The organism is Herbaspirillum hiltneri N3 (assembly GCF_001267925.1).
GTDB classification, from domain to species: domain Bacteria; phylum Pseudomonadota; class Gammaproteobacteria; order Burkholderiales; family Burkholderiaceae_D; genus Herbaspirillum; species Herbaspirillum hiltneri.
The window spans coordinates 305118-322512 of record NZ_CP011409.1 but is presented as its reverse complement, the minus strand read 5'-3'; the positions used below and the strand labels follow the sequence as shown (position 1 = coordinate 322512).

Here is a 17395-nt window from a genome sequence, read left to right as displayed (position 1 = left end):
GCCGCTGCCGGCGTTACCGTTGCGTCAGGCCTTGAGGCCGTAGCAGCGCGCCGCCGTTCCGCCCCACAACGCATCCTGCTCGTCTTTGCCGAGGTTGGCCGCCGCCCAGTCTGCAACCACATCGGCCACCTTGTCGTAAGACGCCGCCAGCAGGCACACCGGCCAGTCCGAACCGAACATCAGCCGTTGCGGACCGAAGGCTTCCAGCGCGGTATCGAGGCAGATGCGGATGTGCTGGTAGTCGGCCGGTTGCAGGCCGTTTTTCCAGTCGGCTTCGGTGACCAGCCCGGACAGCTTGCAGACCACGTGCGGCAATTCGCCCAGCGCCAGCAATTCCTTTTCCCAGCGCCACAAGGCATCGTCGCTTTTGCCGCCGTTTTTGCCAAACTCGCGCAGCGCGGGCTTGCCGAGATGATCCAGCACCAGCCAGTGCTTGTCATGCCGTGCGCAGAACGCCTGCGTATCGGCCAACTGGCGTTCGAACACGAGCACGTCGTAGACATAGCTGCGCTCCTGCAGTAACGCCACGCCGCGATTGAAACCGGCTTGCTCCAGGAAGGCGCGCGCATCGGCTTCGTCCTGCACCTGATGACGGAATCCCAACAGCTTGTCGCCGCCCTGCCATTCATCGAGGCGCTCGCCGAGATCGGGCACGGCGAGGTTTTCCCAGCCGACCACGCCGGCGATGAAATCATGCTCCTGCGCCAGTCCGAGCAGGAAACGTGTTTCGTCGCGCCCCGGACGCGCCTGCACGGCGACCGACGCATCCAGCTGATGCGCGCGCAACAGCGGCAGCAGATCGGCGGGCAGCTTGTCCTGCGCCAGTGCGTCCATGCCGGCGCCTATCCAGGGGTAATCTTCAGCGCGATAGCGCCAGAAATGTTGATGTGCATCGATGCGCATGGTCGTGGTCCGGTCAGCGTAAATAATTCAGAACATTCAATGAGAATGCCGGCGCATCCGCACAGTGCGAATGCCGCCGGCATCAGATCCTAAGGTCAGATGATCAGTCGTACAGCACCGCGGCAATCTTCGGATCGGCGATATTGCTCTTGTCGTACCAGTAGAAACCGGTGTCGATGATCTTCGGCAGCTTCTCGCCCTTGAGCGCCTTGACTGCGGCCTCGACGGTCTTGTAGCCGATGCCGACAGGATTTTGCGTGATCGCGCCTGCCATCTGGCCGTCGCGGATTGCATCCTTCTGCTGCTTGCCGGAGTCGAAGCCGACAATGACGACCTTGCGCTTCATTTCCCTGGCGCCGTTCAGCACGCCGATGGCCGAACCTTCATTGGTGCCGAAGGCGCCCTTGAGTTTCGGATAGGCCTGCAGGATGGACTTGGTGACTTCGGTCGACTTCAACTGGTCGCCTGCGCCGTACTGGATGCTGACGATCTTGATCTTCGGATAGGCCGACTTCATGCGATCGACAAAACCGTCGCGGCGGTCGATGCCGGTACGGCTGGTCTGGTCATGCGCGACCACGGCGACTTCGCCTTCCTTGCCGATCAGCTCGGCCATCTTGTCGGCAGCCAGCGCCGCTGCGGCCTTGTTGTCGGTAGTTGCCGTCGTCACCGGAATATCGCTGTCGACGCCGGAGTCAAACGCCACCACCGGGATCTTCGCGGCTTGCGCCTTCTTCAGCAGCGGCAGCGCGGCCTTGCTGTCGAGCGCGGCGAAACCGATCGCCTGCGGCTTCTTGGCCAGCGCGGCGGACAGCATGTCGATCTGCTTGTCGACCATGGCTTCGGTTTCCGGGCCTTCGAAGGTCACCTTGACCTTGTAGTCGGTCGCGGCCTGGTTGGCGCCGGCCTTCACCGCTTGCCAGAATTGATGCTGGAAGCCTTTCGACACCAGCGGGATATAGACTTCCTGCGCTTGTGCGATGCCGCTTGCGCCGAACGCGAAACTGAGGCCGAGGGCAATGTTGAGGGCTCTTCTCTTTATCATTTTTAAGTCTCCTTGATGAATGTTAAAACAGCGGGGGTAAGGCGATTTCTACTTTTTATTGTCGGCGGCGGCGCAGGATATCCATGTACACCGCCAGGATGATGATCACGCCGGTGACCACGGTCTGCCACTCCTGCGCCACCGACATGATGCGCAGGCCGTTGATCAGCACGCTCATGATGAACGCGCCGATGATGGTGCCGAGGATGGTGCCGGTGCCGCCCGAGAGCGAAGTGCCGCCGATCACGACGGCGGCAATCGCGTCGAGTTCATAGCCCTGCCCCAGCGCCGGCTGCGCGGAATTCAAGCGCGACGCGATCAGCAGGCCGGCGATGCCGCAGATGGCGCCGCTGACGGTGTAGACGGTGACCTTCCAGAAATCCACCTTGACGCCGGACAGGCGCAGCGCTTCTTCGTTGCTGCCCAGCGCGAATGTATAGCGGCCGAACACGGTCTTGTTGAGAACCACGCCTGCCGCGATGGCCACCAGGAACAGGATCAGCACGGCATTGGGAATCGGCAGCGCCGGGATCAGGTCGCCGATCAGCGACTCTTGCGAGATCTGCGGAAACGACGGAGTGTCGTTGAAGTAGATCGGCTTGGTGCCGGAGATCACCAGCGACAGGCCTTTGAGCAGCATCATCATGCCGAGCGTGGCGATGAACGGCGGCACCTTGAGCTTGGCGATCAGCATGCCCGAGGTCCAGCCGCACAACGCGCCGAAGAAGATCGCGGCGAAGATGCCGAAGTAGATCGGCAATCCCCAGTAGGTCAGGAACACGCCGGCCATGACCGAGCAGAACGTCATCATGGTGCCGACCGACAGATCGATGCCGGCGGTAATGATGACGAAGGTGCAGGCGATCGCCAGCACGCCGTTGACGGCGGTCGATTGCAGGATGCTGACCAGATTGTCGATCTGCAGGAAGTTGTCGTTGGCGATGCTGAAGAACACCACCAGCGCCAGCAAGCTCGCGAAGGCCAGCAGTTTTTGCCGTGTCGAGGGATGGAACAATCGGTCGCGCAGGCTGCCGGCGCCGGTTTCGGAAACTGGAGTGGATGTCATGGTCAGGTTCGCTTGGGGATTGGGGGTAGTTGCCATGGTCGTCTTCTTCAATGGGTGGGGGCAGCGACAGCCGAGGCGCGCTGCGTCGCCAGTTGCATGATCTTTTCCTGGGAAGCTTCGGCGGCGCTGAGTTCGCCGGTGATGCGGCCTTCGCACATGACCAGCACGCGGTGGCTCATGCGCAGCACTTCCGGCAGCTCGGACGAAATCATCACGATGGCCTTGCCCTGTTCGGCCAGCGTGTTGAGCAACTTGTAGATTTCGCTCTTGGCGCCGATGTCGATGCCGCGCGTAGGCTCGTCGAAGAACAGGATGTCGCAGTCGCGCAGCAGCCACTTGGCGATCACGATCTTTTGCTGGTTGCCGCCCGACAGCAGCCGCGCGGGCTGGTCGATCGACGGCGTCTTGATGGCGAGCTGGCGCACATAGCCTTGCGCCGTATTGCGGATCGCGGCCTGGTCGAGGAACAAGCCCTTTTTCAGGAAACGATTCATGCTCGACATGACCACGTTGGCCTTGACGTCGAGGCCGGTGGCCAGGCCGAAGTGCTTGCGGTCTTCGGAGAGATAGCCGATGCCGTGAGCGACGGCGTCGGACGGCGACTTGATTACGGCCTTGCCGCCGTGGATGAAGATCTCTCCGGCGTCGAGCGGATCGGCGCCGAAGATGGCGCGCGCCACCTCGGTGCGACCGGCGCCCATCAGGCCGGCGAAGCCGAGGATCTCGCCCTTGCGCAACTGGAAGCTGACGTCGCGGATCGCGTGGCCGCGCGACAGTCCCTTGACCTCCAGGACGACCTTGTTGTCGGCGGCGTTGGCGACGACCGGCCTGGCGCCGTCGAGCTGGCGGCCGACCATCATGCTGATGATGGTGTCGATCGGAGTTTCTTCGGTCGGCACGGTGGCGATGTATTTGCCGTCGCGCATGACCGTGACGCGGTTGGAAATGCGGCGCAGCTCGTCCATCTTGTGCGAGATGTAGACGATGCCGACACCCTGCGCTTGCAGGTCGCGAATGATGCGGAATAATTCGTCGATCTCGGCGTTGTTGAGCGCGGCGGTCGGCTCGTCCATGATCAGCACGCGCGAATTGAAGGACAGCGCCTTGGCGATTTCCACCATCTGCTGCCTGGCCACGGTCAGTTCGCCGACCGGGGTGCGCGGATCGAGCTTCAGGCGCATGCGAGCGAAGATCCCGGCGGCCTGGCGATTGAGTGTCTCTTCGTCGAGGAACATGCCGAAACGTCCGCGCGGCTCGCGGCCGATGAAGATGTTTTGCGCGGCGCTCAGATGGTTCATCAGGTTGAGTTCCTGATGGATGATGCCGATGCCGAGTTCCTGGGCCGCGCGCGGACCGTCGATATCGACTTCCCTGCCGTCGACAAAGATGCTGCCCTCGTCCTTCTGGTAGACACCCGACAGGATCTTCATCAGCGTCGATTTGCCGGCGCCGTTTTCGCCCATGAGCGCGTGCACTTCCCCCGGCAGCAGGTCGAGCTGGCAGTTATCCAATGCCAGGACGCCGGGAAAGCGTTTGCTTACGTTGCGCAGCGAAATCAGGTATCCCGATTCGCCTGCGGTCTCTGTTTTTTCTGATTGCATGCCTGCCTCTTGATTCTTGATGCAAGTGGTTGTCCGTCTTTGCGGATTGCCCTCACTGTTCCGTCAGGTCGAAAATCTTCGCCATCGGGATCCATTTCTCTCCTTGCGGCGTCCACGGCGTCGGCGCCTGGAACTGCCACATCAGCGTTTCCCATTCCTGCACTTTGGGATCGCTTTGCATCGCCCGCGCCATCGACGCCGCGTCATACACGGCGTCGTCGGTGTCCATGATCATCGTCATGCGCGTGCCGAGGCGATAGATCTCCATGCCGGTCACGCCGTGCGCACGCAGGTGCGCGGCGATCTCCGGCCAGATGCGCCGGTGGTGTTCTTCGTAGCGCGCGATCAGCGCGGCGTCGTCTTTCAGGTCGAGGGCAAGGCAGTAACGCATCGGTCGCTCCTTAGCTCAGTGCGCGGTCAAGGTGGGTGTATCCGCCGTCGACGAACACCCACTGCCCGGTGGTGTGCGCGGCGCGATCCGAGAGCAGGAAGACGGCGGTGTCGGCCATTTCTTCCGAAGTCGTGAAGCGCTTGCCGAACGGGATCTTGCTGGCGATGGAGGCGATCTTCTCTTGCGGATTGTCGAAGCTGGAAATCCATTTTTCGTACAGCGGCGTCATGACTTCGGCCGGGATCAGCGCATTGACGCGTACACCGTCGTTGGCCAGCGCCGCCGCCCATTCGCGCGTGAGCGACAGCTGCGCGCCCTTGGATGCGCAATAGCCGCTGGTATTGCCCTGGCCGGTCACGGCGGTCTTGGACGAGACATTGACGATGGCGCCGCGCGTGGCCTTGAGGTGCGGCACGCAATAGTGGGCCATGACGTAATAATGGATCAGGTTTTTTTCCAGCGATTGCATGAAGGCGGCGCGGCCGGCGTCGAGGCCGACGTTGTCGTTGACGCCGGCATTATTGACGAGGCCGTCGAGGCGGCCGTATGCAGCCACGGTCTCTGCGACCGCTTGTCGGCATTTCTCCTCATCCATCAGGTCGAGCAGGAAGAAGCGCGCCTGCGGTTGCAGCTTCAGCAACTGCTCCCGGAACGCGTCATTGGCCCGGCTCTTGCCGAACACCACTGGAATCGCGCCTTCGGCGGCCAGTTGCAGCGAGATCGCGCCGCCGATGCCCGACGCGCCGCCGGTAACGATGACGACTTTGTCTTTGAGATGTAAATCCACGTCTTGTCTCCGTGTTGCGATTGTTATTGTTGTCTTGTTTTTTTGATCAGCCGCGGAAGCGATATTGCTCCAGCGATTCCGGCTTCATCGTAATCGAGAAGCCGGGTGCGGTCGGCGGCATGTAGGCTGCACCTTTGACCACGCAGGCATCGATAAAGTGCTCGTGCAGGTGATCGACATATTCGGTCACGCGTCCTTCGGTGGTGCCGGAGATGCAGACATAGTCGATCATCGACAGATGCTGCACGTATTCGCACAGGCCGACGCCGCCGGCGTGCGGGCAGACCGGCAACTTGTACTTGGCCGCCATCAGCAGCACCGCGAGGATTTCGTTGACGCCGCCGAGCCGGCACGAGTCGATCTGCACCACGTCGATGGCGCCGCGCATGATGAATTGCTTGAACAGCACGCGGTTCTGGCACATCTCGCCGGTGGCGACCTTGACGGCGCCGATGCCTTCGCGAATCTTGCGGTGGCCTTCGACATCATCCGGGCTGGTCGGCTCTTCGATGAACCATGGCTTGGCGAAGGCAAGCTCATTCACCCATTCGATGGCTTGGTCGACTTCCCAGACCTGGTTGGCGTCGATCATGAGGTGGCGATCCGGTCCGATGACGTCGCGTGCGATGGTGACGCGGCGCTTGTCGTCGGCGAGATCGCGCCCGACCTTGAGCTTGATGTGATTGAAGCCGCCATCGATGGCTTCCTTGCACAAGCGGCGCAGCTTGGCATCGTCGTAGCCAAGCCATCCGGCCGAGGTGGTGTAGCAGGGATAGCCGTTCTGCTCCAGCAGGCGGATGCGTTCGGCCTTGCCGGGCGCCTGCGCGCGCAGCAGCGCCAGCGCTTCGTCGGGTGTGATGCAGTCGGTGATGTAGCGGAAATCGATGCTGCGCACCAGTTCTTCCGGCGACATGTCGGCCACCAGCTTCCACAGCGGTTTGCCTTCGGCCTTGGCCCACAGATCCCAGACCGCATTGACGACGGCGCCGGTGGCGAGATGGATCGCGCCCTTGTCCGGGCCGATCCAGCGCAGCTGGCTGTCGGAGGTGATGTTGCGCCAGAAGCGCCCCATGTCTTCACTGACCCGGGCCAGGTCGAGACCGACCACCAGATGCTCCATCGCCTTGATGGCGGCGCAGCAGATTTCGTTACCGCGCCCGATGGTGAAGGTCAGGCCGTGACCTTCGAGGCCGGGCTGGTCGGTTTCCAGGATGACGTAGGCGGCCGAGTAATCCGGATCCGGATTCATGGCGTCGGAGCCGTCGAGCGTCTGCGAAGTCGGGAAACGTACATCCAGTACGCGCATGGAAGTGATGGTGGTCATCGTCTCTGTAGATAAAAAAGGGGATGTTAAGAACAAATCTCGGTGAAGCCTGCGAAGGCTGCAGATGCGTGCCGCGACCGGCCCGTCATACTGTCTCCTCACGTTGCCTCGTCACGCTGTTCTGCTCCTGTCTCCGCAACGTTTTTTTGCGCTGCCTTTGTTGTACACGGCGTTGCCTGAAGCGAAAAAAACCGGCAAGGACCATGAAGTGTGGCGATTATTGCACGCACCCTTAAATTCATCAATAAAATTCTATTTTATATTTGAGTTTACTTTGCTACTATCGCTTCGCCGGAGACTATACCGGAATCATGTAACTGGATTCAGAAAAAGCGAATGATAACCAATAGATAGTCGACAGATATCGAAATACAGATGTCTATGTGGCAATGTTTCTTTGACGTTTTATTAAAATTAAATTTTACAAATAAAAATAAAACAAAGAAAGGAGGCCAGACCAAACCTAAAACTTCCCTTGCAGCAATGCCGGGACGAAACACGAACGTGCAGTCACCAACAACCATAAATGAAGACACATACGGAGATCCTCATGCAGACCATCACATCCATCGCTGCGACCAGCGGCAACCGCGTACAGCGCGGCGCACCCACATTCAGGCTGGCGGCCATCGCCGGCGCGTTGCTCTCCCTCGCGGGCGCGGCGCAGGCGCAATCGGCAGTCACGATCTACGGCCGGGTTGACGCCGGCGTCGACTATCAATCCAACGTCGCCACAGCCGGTGGCGGCAGCGGCAGCCTGTGGCGCGCCTCCGGCAACCAGTGGGGCACCAGCATGATCGGCTTCAAGGGAACGGAAGATCTTGGCGCAGGACTGAATGCTTTCTTCCTGCTGGAGTCAGGTTTTGACGCCACCAAGGGCTCCACCAACGGCAGCGCGCTGTTCAATCGCCGCTCTTACGTCGGCCTGGCCGGCAGCGCCGGTTCGCTGAAATTCGGCAAGAATCTCTTCATCGACAACGACGTCTGGTTCCTCGACCCGACCGGCCAGCAATTCATCGGCACCGCCACGCTGGTGCGCGGCCGCAACTGGCAGGGCGCAGACAACGTCATCGAATACCAGACGCCGACCTGGGGCGGCTTCAACGCCACGTTCCAGACCGCACTTGGGGAACAGGCGGGCTCGATCAAGAACAAGCGCAAGGACGGCGTCTCGCTGGTCTATCAAAACCAGGGCCTTGAATTGCGTGCGATCTACGACCTGATCCGCGACAGCAACGGCAAGTACGGCAGCGGCCTCAATAGCGACGGCACGCGCAATACCGTGTTCGACACCTCGAAAGAACTGATCCTGGGCGGCACCTACACCATCGACAAGCTGAAACTGTTCCTCGGCTATGAAAACCTGCGTGCGCCGGACGTGGCCCCAGGCTCGCCGGACAAGGTCAATCATTACTGGCTGGGTGCGAACTATCAGGTCACACCGGCGCTGACACTGATCGGCTCGGTGTTCCGCGTGAACGTCAATAACGGCGGCGGCAACGCCAACCTGTTCATGGCCGGCGCCAACTACTCGCTGTCCAAGCGCACCTTGCTCTACGTCGGCGCGGGCACCGTACGCAATAGCAGCACCGCCAATTTCTCGGTCGAGGCCTCCAACAACAATCCGTTGCCGGGCCAGAACCAGAACGGGGCGTACGCCGGCATCAGCCACTCTTTTTAAAATCTGCTCTTGAGCCTACTGCGAACCTGTCAGCCGGTGCCGTACGGTGCTCGGGATCCTCGTGTACTTGAGTACACTCCGGTACCCTGCGCTCCGGTCGACACCGGCTGACAGGCTCTCGCTACGGCCCCAGAACAGATTTGATGTGTTGAGTGCTCTTCTTTGAAACCGGCAAGGCCGTATGAATGCCGGTTTCAGGGATAAAATGCGCAACAAGACGGATTTGCGCAAAACCACAAACCTCCGTAATCCCGCAATCCATTTGATCACCCAGCCAGCCCATGCCAAGAACCAAGAAAATCGTGCCTGACGCAGACTTGGAAGCCGTCGCCGAGGTTTCCGCCAACGACAGCGCCGCCGACACCGGCAAGGCGCGCTATGCCGCGCCGGCGCTGGATAAGGGCCTGGACATCCTGGAACTGCTCAGCAAGTCCGAGCAGATGCTGACGCTGAACCAGATCTCGAAACAACTGGGACGCAGCGTCAATGAAATTTTCCGCATGGTGGTGACGCTGGAGCAGCGCGGCTACCTGATCGCCGACAACGACCAGTACCGCCTGTCGCTGAAGCTGTTCGAGCTGGCGCACAACAACCAGCCGATCCGTTCTCTGGTGAGCACGGCGTTGCCGCATATGCGTGAGCTGGCCAACCGCACCATGCAATCGACCCATCTGACGGTGTATGAAGCCGGCCGCGTGATCGTGGTCGCGCAGGTCGACAGCCCGGAACGCTGGGCCTTCGGCCTCAAGGTCGGGGCACTGGTCAGCCTGACCGACACTGCCTCCGGCCATGTGCTGCTGTCGTTTCGCGATGAAGCCGAGCGCGGTCGCATGCTGGCGGCGCACGTGCGCATGGACGGCGAACAGGAAATCGACCACGCCCAGCTGCTGCGCCAGATTGCCGAAACCCAGGAGCGCGGCTATTCACGCATGGAAAGCCGGCAGATCCGCGGCGTGGTCAATCTCTCGTACCCGGTGCTGGGCGCCAACGACCGCATGCTGGCGGCGCTCAACGTGCCCTACATCGAGCGCATCGACAAGAAGGTCAATCCCAGCCTGGATGAAGTGCAGAATATCGTGCAGGAAATTTCGGCGAGGCTGTCCAAGCTCATGGGCAGCAGCAGCTTCGGCACCTGAGAGTCGCCGGCAAAGCACCGCTGGCGGCGTTGCGTCTCCCGGTTCAGTTTAACTGAGGTACATTCGTACTGTCTGCGTCGGCGCGCCTTGCCAGCGGCGCTTTGCCGGCGACTCTCGAATCATTTCCTGATGAACAAAAAAGCCAGGCGTCGCAGCCTGGCTTTTTGTTTGCTGCGGGCTGCGTTCAGCCGCCGCGCGCAACCTGCTCGCGGTTGAGTGTGGGCAGGCTCTTGCCCTTGTTGTATTCCACCGCGGCATTGGTCAGGTTGTAGCGATCATATGCCTTCATCAGGTCGTCCATGAAATCCGATTCGCCCTTGATCAGGCGCCAGGCGCCGCGCGCGTCCTGCTCTTCGATGTAGCTGCCGAGGCCGTCGTAGATGACGCTGATGGCGCGCGGTTTTTCATTTTCCTTGAATTCGGTCAGGAAGCCGCGCATGTCGTAGCCGCCCTTGCCGCGCATGAAGGTGTCGATCGCCGACTCCATCGCCGCTTCGCGATCGGTCAGCGCCTTGGTGTGCGCTTGCGTGAGCAATTCGGTCACGCCGGGATTGTCGGTGATGAGCATGTCGAACTTGCCGCTGCGCTCGTCGCCCTCTTCCAGTACGTATTTTTTCTTGGTCGGCAGGATGCGTAGCTTGGGCGGCACGTTGATGCCGTAGCGGCCGATCAGGCCTCCCAGCGCCATTGTCAGCGCCGGGCTGACGTCAGCCTTGGCGGCGCCGCTGAGGCCGTCGACGCTGCCGCGCGTGGCCATCATCTGGGCGAAGCCGATGTCGTCGTTTTTGGCGTACGCCTTCGCCGACGTCGGCGACGCGGTGTTGTTGATGAAGAATTGGTTGTTGATGCTGTCCATTGCCGCGCTCCTACGGATTGCCGGCACTGCCGGGCTGCCGGGCTGCCTGTAAGTTGCCGATACCCTGCCAATACCGAACCAATAGGCTGTCAATGCGTTGACGGATTGACAACTTCGTCCGATTTTTTGGCAATACCTGCCTGATTTTCCTATTGTAAGAGCCTTTTGTCCGTTCCGTTTGCAAGGACACCGCAGCATTCACCGCTTAATTCAACGAATCCGGCGTTTCGTCGCAAACCGCTGTCGCAGGGACCGACGCACCTTTACCCTGCTTTACTCAATTGACCCGGGCGCGCTTCTTGACGATATGACTGTTGCCACTTACATTGCTGACTCACCGGTAACTTACTGGCGGCGACGCCGCTTCGCCATGTCTCAGCCTTCGAAATCCCCGCCCGTCCCCAAAGTCGCCCAAGCCGCTCGCGGCGCCTCCTCACGCGGACCGCGCTGGGAGCGGCGCAAGGAAGCGCGCCCGCAGGAACTGCTGGCCGCTGCGCTGGATATCTTCGTCGAGCGCGGCTTCGCGGCCGCGCGGCTGGAAGACGTCGCCGCTCGCGCCGGCGTCTCCAAAGGCACGCTCTATCTCTACTTCGACAACAAGGAAAGCCTGTTCAAGTCGGTCGTGCGCAGCAACATGTTGCCGCTGCTGGAAGAAGCCGAAGGCATGGTTGACCGTTATGAAGGCCACAGCGCCGATCTGTTGCGCGACCTGATCCTGGGTTGGTGGGCATCGGTGGCGGATACAAAATTAAACGGTATTTCCAAACTGATGATGGCAGAATCCGGCAACTTTCCAGAACTTGCGCAGTTCTACCATGCCGAAGTCGTCACGCGCTGCAACGCGACCATCGTGCGCATGCTCGAGCGCGGCATCCGGCGCGGCGAATTCCGCGCCATCGACGCCGAGCACATGAAGCGCGTCATCGTCGCGCCGGTGCTGATGCTGATGCTGTGGAGCCAGTCGTTCGGCCCGTGCAGCATCGAACCGGTGGAGCCCGGCGCCTATCTCGACAATTTCATCGACCTTTGCCTGAACGGCCTGCTGACCAAACCCTGATGACTCTTTCCTTTTTCAAACGCCGCTCGGTCCTGATCGTTTTGCTGGTGCTGGTTGTAGTGATCGCCTTCATGGCGCTGCGCAAACGCCCTGCCGCGCCCGCAGCTGTGGCTATGGTGGAAAAGCCGGCGCAGGTGCTGGAGTTTCTGCCCGGCGATATCGCCACGGCCGGCGTCGAACCGTTGCGCCAGGTGTTGCCGTTGTCGGGCGCCTTGCGCGCGCTCAATCAGGTCGCGGTCAAGGCCAAGGTCGGCGGCGAGGTCAAGGAGGTGCTGGTGCGCGCCGGCGAAGCGGTCACCCTCGGCCAGGTCCTGATCCGCATGGACACCAGCGAATACCAGGCCAAGGTCGAACAGGCCAAGGGCTCGCTGGTCGCCTCGCGCGGCCAGCTCGACATCGCCACCAAGACGCGCGACAACAACCTGGCGCTGCTGGACAAGGGCTTCATCTCGCGCAACGCCTTCGACAATGCCGCCAGCCAGTTCGATATCGCCAAGGCCAACGTCGACACCGCACGCGGCGCGCTCGACGTGGCGCAAAAGGCGCTCAGCGACACCGTCATCCGGGCGCCCATCGCCGGCATGGTCAGCACCCGCACCATCGAGCCCGGTGAAAAGGTGTCGGTCGACAACAAGCTGCTCGACGTGGTCGACCTGCGCCAGATGGAACTGGAAGCGCCGGTGCCGACTGCCGACATCCTCAAGGTGAAGCTCGGCCAGGAAGTACAGGTGCGCGTGGAAGGCCTGCCTGACGCCGTCGCCGGCAAGGTCGTGCGCATCAATCCGGCCACGCAATCGGGCTCGCGCTCGATCATGGTCTACGTGCGCATCGAGAATCCGGACAATCTCCTGCGCGCCGGCATGTTCGCCGATGCCAGCCTGACGCTGGACAAGCGCGACGCCGTGCTGACCGTGCCGGCCACGGCGATCCGGAACGAAGGCGACAAGGCTTACGTGTACACCATCGAGAACGGCAAGCTGGCGCGGCACGATGTCGTCACCGGCCTGCGCGGCGTCGACAGCAAAGGCGACGCGGTGGAAATCAGCAGCGGCCTGCAAAACGGCGCGCGCATCGTCAAGGCCAACCTGGGCAACCTGAACGCCGGTACCCCGGTCAGGATCCTGCCGGCGGCGAAGGAATAAGACATGTGGTTCACCCGCATCAGTATCGGCAACCCCGTGCTCGCCACCATGATGATGATGGCGTTCGTGGTGCTGGGCCTGTTCTCCTACCAGCGCCTGCGCGTCGACCAGTTTCCCGACATCACCTTCCCGGTGGTGGTGGTGCAGACCACGTACCCCGGCGCATCGCCTGAGAACGTCGAATCCGACGTCACGCGCAAGATCGAAGAGACAGTCAACACCATCAACGGCATCAACAGCCTGACTTCGCATTCGTATGAAGGCCTGTCGGTCGTCATCGTCGAGTTCGACCTCACCGTCGATCCGGCGCAAGGCGCGCAGGACGTGCGCGAAAAAGTCGCGCTGGTGCAGGCGGCCTTCCGCAAGGAAGTCGACCAGCCGCGCATCACGCGCTTCGATCCGGCCGATCAGCCGATCTTTTCGATCTCGGTGACCAACGATCCGAACGCACCCAACACACGACCGCGCACGCTGCGCGAACTGACCACGATTTCCGACCAGGTCATCAAGAAACGGCTGGAGAACGTGCGCGGCGTCGGCTCGGTGACGCTGGTGGGCGGCGTCAAGCGCCAGATCAATATCTACGTCAAGCCGAACGAAATGGAAGCGCTCGGCATCGGCGTCGACCAGGTCATCGCCGCCGTCAAGAACGAAAATCAGGAATTGCCGACCGGGGCGATTCGCATGGCCGACGCCGAAAAGGTGGTGCAGGTGCAGGGCCGCGTCAAGAATCCGGAAGATTTCAAACGCATCATCGTGGCGCGGCGCGGCAGCCAGCCGGTCACGCTGGAACAGATCGCCACCGTGGTCGACGGCCAGGAAGAACAGGAAACGCTGGCGCTCTACAACGGCCAGCGCACGCTCGCGCTGGACATCCTCAAGGCGCAGGGACAAAACACCATCGACGTCGCCGACGGCCTCAAGCAGGCCATCAAGGACATGGAGCCGAACCTGCAAAAACTGTATCCCGGCGTGCGCCTGCAAGTCATCAAGGACAGCTCGCGCCAGATCCGCACCGGCGTCGAGAACGTGCGCCGCACGCTGCTCGAAGGCGCGGCGCTGACGGTGCTGATCGTGTTCCTGTTCCTCAATTCTTGGCGCTCGACGGTGATCACCGGACTGACCCTGCCGGTGGCGCTGATCGGCACCTTCCTGTTCATGTACATGTTCGGCTTCACCATCAACATGATCACGCTGATGGCGCTGTCGCTGTGCGTGGGCCTGCTGATCGACGATGCGATCGTGGTGCGTGAGAACATCGTGCGCCACGCCGGCATGAAGGTGCACGGCAAGTTCAAGTCGCACAAGACGGCGGCGCTGGAAGGCACCGCGGAAATCGGCCTGGCGGTGCTGGCGACGACCTTCTCGATTGTCGCGGTGTTCCTGCCGGTGGGCTTCATGGGCGGCATCATCGGCCGCTTCTTCCACCAGTTCGGCATCACGGTGACGGCGGCGGTGCTGATTTCGATGTTCGTGTCGTTCACGCTGGATCCGATGCTGTCGTCGATCTGGCCCGATCCCGATGTCCATGGCGATGCGCATGGCGAAAAGCGCAAGCACGGCTGGTACGCCAAGACCATCGGCCGCGTGCTCGACCAGTTCGAACGCCTGGTGCAATGGCTGTCGGCGAGCTATCAGAAACTGCTCAAGTGGTCGCTGCGGCATCGCATCCTGACGCTGGTGCTGGCGCTGCTGAGTTTCATCGCGGGCCTGGCGCTGCCGGCGGCGGGACTGATCGGCTCCGAGTTCGTGCCGCAGGCAGATTATTCCGAAAGCGGCGTCACCTTCTATACCCCGGTCGGCTCCTCGCTGGAACTGACCGAGTCCAAGGTGCACCAGGTCGAAACCGTGCTGCGCCAGTTTCCCGAAGTGGTCGACACCTACAGCACCGTCAACACCGGCAACTCGCAGGGCAAGAATTACGCGACCGTATTCATCCGTCTCAAGCCGCGCAAGGAACGCCGGCTGAGTACGGCGCAACTGGCGCCGCAATTGCGCGAACGCCTCACGCGCGTGGCCGGCATCACCGTCACGCATATCGGTACGCTCGACGGCGTCGGCGGCGACAACAAGCAAGTGCGCTTCAGCCTGCTGGGACCGGACCTGGATCAACTGGGACGCCTGTCGGAGGAAGTCCAGACCCGGCTGCGCGCCATCCCCGGCGTGGCTGACCTCGACTCCAGCCTGAAGCCGCAAAAGCCGACCATCTCGATCGAACCGAAGCGCGACATCGGCTCCGACCTCGGCGTCGGCGTGGCCCAGATCGGCAACGCGCTGCGCCCCTTGCTGGCCGGTGAAGCCGCCAGCAGCTGGCGCGCGCCCGACGACGAGAACTACGACGTCAACGTGCGCCTGGCGCCGACCGATCGCAATACCGTCGACGATCTGTCGCGCATGATGCTGGCCAGCAGCTTCAACAATGCCGACGGCACGCCGCGCATGGTGCCGCTGCGCCAGGTCGCCGACATCCGCAGCACGGTCGGCGCCAACCAGATCAACCGGCGCGACCTCAACCGCGAGGTGGAACTATCGGCCAACGCCGCCGGCCGTTCCGCCGGCCAGGTCAACGCCGATATCAAGGCCATGCTGGACAAGATCAACTGGCCGCCCGGCTATCGTTACCAGATCGGCGGCTCGACCAAGAGCATGAACGAATCCTTCGGGTATGCGCTGGGTGCGCTGGCGCTGGCGATCGTCTTCATCTACATGATCCTGGCCTCGCAATTCGCCAGCTTCCTGCAACCGGTGGCGATCATGTCGTCCCTGCCGCTGACGCTGATCGGCGTATTCCTGGCGCTGATGTTTTTCCGCTCGACGCTGAACATGTTTTCCATCATCGGTTTCATCATGCTGATGGGACTGGTGACCAAGAACGCGATCCTGCTGGTCGACTTCGCCAACCAGGCCCGCAAGGAAGGCATGGAGCGCGGTGCGGCGCTGCTGGAAGCCGCCCATGTACGCCTGCGGCCGATCCTGATGACCACGCTGGCGATGGTGTTCGGCATGGTGCCGCTGGCCTTCGGCATCGCCGAGGGCTCGGAACAGCGCGCGCCGATGGGACAGGCGGTGATCGGCGGCATCATCACCTCGTCGCTGCTGACGCTGGTGGTGGTGCCGGTGGCGTACACCTATCTTGACGATCTCGGCGCCTGGGTCAAGCGCAAATGGTTCGGCGCCACCACCACGGAGGACGAGCATGCATCCTGATTATTTCCGTTTTGCAAGCATGGCGACGGAATCGGCAAGCGATAAATTCGCTGAATTCCCCGCCGCACCTCCGAAAGCAACAGCCTGGCGCTGTCTCGGAGCGTCCGGGTTTGATAAAATGCTGCTTTTACGTCGCTATTGAGCCCATTGCCATGAATATCGAACAAGCCCGCTTCAACATGATCGAACAGCAAATCCGTCCCTGGAATGTGCTGGCGCAAGATGTACTGGACCTTCTGACGGTGGTCCGGCGCGAGGAATTCGTCCCGGCCGAGTATCGCAGCCTGGCGTTCTTCGATACCGACATCCCGCTGCCGGGCGGCGAGAACATGCTGGCGCCGAAGGTCGAAGCGCGCATCCTGCAGGAAGCCAACGTCAAGAAACACGAGCAAGTGCTGGAAATCGGCGCCGGCTCCGGCTACATGGCGGCGCTGCTGGCCTCCAAGGGGCGTCACGTGACCACCGTCGAGATCGACCCCGGCCTCAAGGCATTTGCTGAACAGAACCTCTCCGGCTACGGCGTGGCCAACGTCAGCGTCGAGTTGGGCAACGGCGCCCAGGGCTGGCAAGGCGAATACGACGTGATCGTCATTTCCGGCGCGCTGCCGTTCCTGCCGGAAGCCTTCCTCAAGCAGATCAAGGTTGGCGGCCGCATCCTGGCGATCGTCGGCGAAGCGCCGGTCATGTCGCTGCAGGTAATCACCCGTACGTCCGACCATGTCTACGACACGGTCAACGTGTTTGAACTGATGGCCAAACCTCTGCATGCGGCCAGCGAGCACTCTCACTTCACTTTCTAGGAAATTTGCATGGAGCACATCACCGCACCGGAACTGGCCGCCTGGATCGCCGACCCGGACCGCCCGACACCTCTGCTGCTTGATGTGCGCGAGCCATGGGAATTCGAAACATGCCGCATCGAAGCCGCACAGCTGATGCCGATGAACACGATCCCCGGCCGCTTCTCCGAACTGGACGAAGAACAGCCCGTGGTGTGCATCTGCCACCACGGCGCCCGCAGCATGCAAGTGGCGGCGTTCCTGGAGCGCCAGGGCTTTGCCAATGTGACCAACCTGACCGGCGGCATCCACGCCTGGGCCAAGCAGGTCGACCCGGCGATGCCGACGTACTGATCCATCCCCCAATTCAGCAGTGCCAGGCCGCAACAAGACGACCGTTTCGCTCGTCGCCCGGGCAGC

The 17395-nt window shown here is 61.7% G+C and carries 16 protein-coding genes; 8 read left to right on the top strand and 8 right to left on the bottom strand.

Translation table 11 applies throughout. From position 1 onward, the window contains the following. Nucleotides 1-24: 24 nt before the first annotated feature. The 7 genes from F506_RS01445 to F506_RS01415 form a co-directional block, all read right to left on the bottom strand. Nucleotides 25-903 (bottom strand): L-fucono-1,5-lactonase, encoded by an 879-nt coding sequence (locus F506_RS01445; RefSeq protein WP_053195016.1) that lies wholly within the window; start codon nucleotides 901-903, stop codon nucleotides 25-27. A gap of 103 nt (nucleotides 904-1006) precedes the next feature. Further along, the gene (locus F506_RS01440; protein WP_053195015.1) at nucleotides 1007-1948 is read right to left on the bottom strand and encodes an ABC transporter substrate-binding protein; all 942 of its coding nucleotides are present in this window, start codon (nucleotides 1946-1948) and stop codon (nucleotides 1007-1009) included. A 55-nt stretch (nucleotides 1949-2003) separates the two neighbouring features. Beyond that, complete coding sequence (locus tag F506_RS01435; protein WP_053195014.1) at nucleotides 2004-3014, bottom strand: ABC transporter permease; 1011 nt, start codon at nucleotides 3012-3014, stop codon at nucleotides 2004-2006. Nucleotides 3015-3061: 47 nt separating this feature from the next. Then, nucleotides 3062-4615, bottom strand: coding sequence for a sugar ABC transporter ATP-binding protein (locus F506_RS01430; RefSeq protein ID WP_053195013.1), 1554 nt, complete (start codon nucleotides 4613-4615; stop codon nucleotides 3062-3064). 52 nt (nucleotides 4616-4667) lie between these two features. Further along, the gene (locus F506_RS01425) at nucleotides 4668-5006 is read right to left on the bottom strand and encodes an L-rhamnose mutarotase (RefSeq protein ID WP_053195012.1); all 339 of its coding nucleotides are present in this window, start codon (nucleotides 5004-5006) and stop codon (nucleotides 4668-4670) included. 10 nt (nucleotides 5007-5016) lie between these two features. Then, a complete protein-coding gene (locus F506_RS01420; RefSeq protein WP_053195011.1) occupies nucleotides 5017-5793 on the bottom strand; it encodes an SDR family oxidoreductase in 777 nt (258 codons plus the stop codon). Nucleotides 5794-5839: 46 nt separating this feature from the next. Continuing rightward, entirely contained in the window at nucleotides 5840-7117 is a 1278-nt protein-coding gene (locus tag F506_RS01415) for an L-fuconate dehydratase (RefSeq protein WP_053195010.1), read from the bottom strand. A 550-nt stretch (nucleotides 7118-7667) separates the two neighbouring features. Between F506_RS01415 and F506_RS01410 the strand changes: the two genes are divergently transcribed. Together F506_RS01410 and F506_RS01405 are read left to right on the top strand one after the other, a co-directional pair. Further along, a complete protein-coding gene (locus tag F506_RS01410) occupies nucleotides 7668-8798 on the top strand; it encodes a porin (RefSeq protein ID WP_235471329.1) in 1131 nt (376 codons plus the stop codon). Nucleotides 8799-9079: 281 nt separating this feature from the next. After that, nucleotides 9080-9934: an IclR family transcriptional regulator gene (locus tag F506_RS01405; RefSeq protein WP_053195009.1), complete on the top strand. Its 855-nt coding sequence runs from the start codon at nucleotides 9080-9082 to the stop codon at nucleotides 9932-9934. Between the two features lie 184 nt (nucleotides 9935-10118). Here F506_RS01405 and F506_RS01400 read toward each other — a convergent pair whose 3' ends face one another. Then, nucleotides 10119-10790, bottom strand: a complete 672-nt coding sequence (locus F506_RS01400) for a hypothetical protein (protein ID WP_053195008.1) — start codon at nucleotides 10788-10790, stop codon at nucleotides 10119-10121. Between the two features lie 370 nt (nucleotides 10791-11160). On the opposite strand from F506_RS01400, the gene F506_RS01395 reads away from it, so the two are divergent. Genes F506_RS01395 through F506_RS01375 form a run of 6 tightly spaced genes read left to right on the top strand, consistent with a single transcriptional unit; the run spans nucleotide 11161 to nucleotide 17329 of the window. After that, on the top strand, nucleotides 11161-11847 hold the full coding sequence (locus tag F506_RS01395) for a TetR/AcrR family transcriptional regulator (protein ID WP_053195007.1): 687 nt from the start codon (nucleotides 11161-11163) through the stop codon (nucleotides 11845-11847). Next, nucleotides 11847-12989: an efflux RND transporter periplasmic adaptor subunit gene (locus tag F506_RS01390; RefSeq protein WP_053195006.1), complete on the top strand. Its 1143-nt coding sequence runs from the start codon at nucleotides 11847-11849 to the stop codon at nucleotides 12987-12989. The genes F506_RS01395 and F506_RS01390 overlap by 1 nt, the downstream gene beginning before the upstream one ends. 3 nt (nucleotides 12990-12992) lie before the next feature. Then, on the top strand, nucleotides 12993-16196 hold the full coding sequence (locus tag F506_RS01385) for an efflux RND transporter permease subunit (protein ID WP_053195005.1): 3204 nt from the start codon (nucleotides 12993-12995) through the stop codon (nucleotides 16194-16196). Then, nucleotides 16186-16338 (top strand): hypothetical protein, encoded by a 153-nt coding sequence (locus tag F506_RS23370; RefSeq protein WP_158443109.1) that lies wholly within the window; start codon nucleotides 16186-16188, stop codon nucleotides 16336-16338. Before F506_RS01385 ends, F506_RS23370 begins: the two co-directional genes overlap by 11 nt. A 10-nt stretch (nucleotides 16339-16348) precedes the next feature. Further along, complete coding sequence (locus F506_RS01380; RefSeq protein WP_053195004.1) at nucleotides 16349-16996, top strand: protein-L-isoaspartate O-methyltransferase family protein; 648 nt, start codon at nucleotides 16349-16351, stop codon at nucleotides 16994-16996. Between the two features lie 9 nt (nucleotides 16997-17005). After that, nucleotides 17006-17329 carry a rhodanese-like domain-containing protein gene (locus F506_RS01375; RefSeq protein ID WP_053195003.1) on the top strand — a complete coding sequence of 108 codons (324 nt, stop codon included), beginning with the start codon at nucleotides 17006-17008 and terminating at the stop codon, nucleotides 17327-17329. The last annotated feature ends 66 nt before the right edge of the window (nucleotides 17330-17395 follow it).

Coding starts and splice junctions, on each gene's coding strand:
- F506_RS01395 (WP_053195007.1), top strand. CDS start 11,161: ATGTCTCAGCCTTCGAAATCCCCGCCCGTCCCCAAAGTCGCCCAAGCC.
- F506_RS01400 (WP_053195008.1), bottom strand. CDS start 10,790: ATGGACAGCATCAACAACCAATTCTTCATCAACAACACCGCGTCGCCG.
- F506_RS01375 (WP_053195003.1), top strand. CDS start 17,006: ATGGAGCACATCACCGCACCGGAACTGGCCGCCTGGATCGCCGACCCG.
- F506_RS01405 (WP_053195009.1), top strand. CDS start 9,080: ATGCCAAGAACCAAGAAAATCGTGCCTGACGCAGACTTGGAAGCCGTC.
- F506_RS01390 (WP_053195006.1), top strand. CDS start 11,847: ATGACTCTTTCCTTTTTCAAACGCCGCTCGGTCCTGATCGTTTTGCTG.
- F506_RS01415 (WP_053195010.1), bottom strand. CDS start 7,117: ATGACCACCATCACTTCCATGCGCGTACTGGATGTACGTTTCCCGACT.
- F506_RS01380 (WP_053195004.1), top strand. CDS start 16,349: ATGAATATCGAACAAGCCCGCTTCAACATGATCGAACAGCAAATCCGT.
- F506_RS01440 (WP_053195015.1), bottom strand. CDS start 1,948: ATGATAAAGAGAAGAGCCCTCAACATTGCCCTCGGCCTCAGTTTCGCG.
- F506_RS01410 (WP_235471329.1), top strand. CDS start 7,668: ATGCAGACCATCACATCCATCGCTGCGACCAGCGGCAACCGCGTACAG.
- F506_RS01425 (WP_053195012.1), bottom strand. CDS start 5,006: ATGCGTTACTGCCTTGCCCTCGACCTGAAAGACGACGCCGCGCTGATC.
- F506_RS01385 (WP_053195005.1), top strand. CDS start 12,993: ATGTGGTTCACCCGCATCAGTATCGGCAACCCCGTGCTCGCCACCATG.
- F506_RS23370 (WP_158443109.1), top strand. CDS start 16,186: ATGCATCCTGATTATTTCCGTTTTGCAAGCATGGCGACGGAATCGGCA.
- F506_RS01445 (WP_053195016.1), bottom strand. CDS start 903: ATGCGCATCGATGCACATCAACATTTCTGGCGCTATCGCGCTGAAGAT.
- F506_RS01430 (WP_053195013.1), bottom strand. CDS start 4,615: ATGCAATCAGAAAAAACAGAGACCGCAGGCGAATCGGGATACCTGATT.
- F506_RS01435 (WP_053195014.1), bottom strand. CDS start 3,014: ATGACATCCACTCCAGTTTCCGAAACCGGCGCCGGCAGCCTGCGCGAC.